The organism is uncultured Rothia sp. (assembly GCF_937976295.1).
Classification (GTDB): Bacteria; Actinomycetota; Actinomycetes; order Actinomycetales; family Micrococcaceae; genus Rothia.
The window spans coordinates 1-2248 of record NZ_CALJRY010000136.1 but is presented as its reverse complement, the minus strand read 5'-3'; the positions used below and the strand labels follow the sequence as shown (position 1 = coordinate 2248).

Below are 2248 nucleotides of genomic sequence, written 5' to 3'. Positions count from 1 at the left end.
TTTAGTCGCTGCCCCACCGGCTCATTTTTGTGAAGCTCCGCTAGAAAATATCTAAAGCCTCCGGCTTATCCTCCATCTGCTGCACCTCCGGCCCCAAATGGCGAATCGACCCAGCCCACTGAGCATCCGTAAAACGCATAATACGAATCGCACCACCCGGCGGAACCTCAACCTGCAACCGAAACAAATCAGAACCCGTCGCATTCCCGTTCAGATAGTACTTCGCATACACGCTCAACTGCATACGGTCAAAACCTAAATCCAGCAGAACATGACGATAACGATTCGCCAGCCTCCGCTCACTCTTCGTCTTCACCGGCAAATCAAACATCACCATCAACCACACAGGATCAGCCATCCTCACACGACTCCTCAACAGCAGTCAGCTCCCACACCGGAACCGACAACCTATCACGCTTACCCTCAACATAGAGAGCAAACTCAGAACAAAAATCCTCCATCACAGTACGGAGCTTAAACGGCGAATCAGCATTCACCGCATCAGACAACACCTGAACCAGAGCAACCTTCTCCTGCCGACCCAACTCAGTAGAACCAGCAGAAATCAACTGATACACCGCATAATCCACAGCAGGGCGGAACGGCTCCACCAAATCATCAACCAAAGCAAAAGCATTAGAACGATGGCGGTGGAACAGCGACAGCGTCGGGCACAAACCCGCAGAAATCACACGAGTCAAAACCCTCCCGCGAAGAATCGTGTATCCATAGTTCAACATGCCATTTACCACGTCATCCGAGAGCTGTTGACGGCGGAATCCCTGTTCTGGAAGGAACGCTCCCCAATATAGGCGCGCCCCCTGAGCCTCAGCATTTGACGGGTCACCAGAACGCACCGAACGAGCCAACGCACGAATATCCGTAGCACCCGGCCGCCCCATAGCCTCAAGACAATTCGCCTGACCACGAAGCTTAGCCTTCACAATCTGCATCCACGCATTCTTCGCACGCGGCACACTCAACTCAGCTTGAGCCTCATGACGAGTAAACACCTTCGTATTCTCAGACCAGTGATACAACGTAGAAATCGGCTGATTACGCCAATCACAAATCGCGGCAGCAACATCAAAACGTTCCAGACCAGCCACCAGACCGTAGCCCCAGGAGCACCCCATGCCAAGGAGAATAAAATCAACCTCAGCAAGTGGCGTGCTCCGCTCCCCCGCCACGATTCGCCCCCTCTCATACGACAGGAAGCCCTCATAGGCAGTGAAATCAAGAACACGCCACTTACTATCCATCACGCTCTCCTAGCCTTCCGCACCCAGAGCGCGCAACGCCGAAGAACGAACCTCGAACGAAGTCGGCAGGCTACCGTTGCCGCGCCATCGAGGGAAACCCAAGTTATTACGGCGAATGACTTTCAGACTCCCCAGAGGAAGCAAACCGCCTGTAGAGATAAAGAGACCGTTATCCAAGGCCTTAATCAATACAGACTCTTCCGCACTGAGATTTTTTGCATCAAGCCGAGCCTGAATCTCGTTTGGCAACTGCTCACGAGACAATAGCGCAGGACGGAGACGCAAACGACCTGAGTCATAAAAACCATCAACACGCCAGCGGCACTCCGGCATAAACTCCAAGAACTGCCTCAACTCGTCCTTGCCGCCATGAGCGATATAGTCAGCCGGATCAAACTCCAACTCATCGTTCTGAGTAATCCAGGCAAACTCAACCGCTTCACCACTCTCAACCACCTTACGCACACCATCCTGCATGCCACGGAAAGACTGAGAACCCGGATGAATCGGCATACTCAAAACATTGCGGCTACCACTCTCACGCATCAGCCACGGGAACTCCGCACCATACACGCGGAGCATACCGACCTTCAGCTCGCCCTTCTTCGTCAGCCAGCCGTACAAGCGAGCATGATGAATCGACTCACCAATCTCAGCCACACCACGAGGAGTCAAAATCGACGCAGCATTCTTCGGGAAGAACAGCACCTCATCATCAGCCTCAACAAAGCGGCCATCCGGCAATTCAAGCGTACGGGCAGAATCCTCAGGAAGCTCCTTCAACTTACCCAGAGCATCCTTCATCGCCAGGTAAATCTCCGGATTGACAATACGCTTCACAGCATCAGCAGACCACGCAGAACCCAAAGTCTGCTTCTTCACCGCAGCGATAGTATCCTTATGCACCGCTCCGTTCTGCGGGCGCAAACGAAGCGGGCTCACTACCGCAATAGAGTCATCCTCGATAGCCTCAGCCAACAGGTCAC

The 2248-nt window shown here is 53.3% G+C and carries 3 protein-coding genes; all 3 read right to left on the bottom strand.

The genetic code is table 11. From position 1 onward, the window contains the following. Positions 1 to 40 precede the first annotated feature (40 nt). Entirely contained in the window at positions 41 to 358 is a 318-nt protein-coding gene (cas2, locus tag Q0216_RS03520; RefSeq protein WP_298592969.1) for a CRISPR-associated endonuclease Cas2, read from the bottom strand. After that, positions 351 to 1262, bottom strand: a complete 912-nt coding sequence (gene cas1, locus Q0216_RS03515) for a type II CRISPR-associated endonuclease Cas1 (protein ID WP_298592967.1) — start codon at positions 1260 to 1262, stop codon at positions 351 to 353. Before cas1 ends, cas2 begins: the two co-directional genes overlap by 8 nt. A 9-nt stretch (positions 1263 to 1271) precedes the next feature. Next, positions 1272 to 2248, bottom strand: a 977-nt coding sequence (locus Q0216_RS03510) for a hypothetical protein (protein ID WP_298592965.1), incomplete at its 5' end; no start/stop codon positions are given.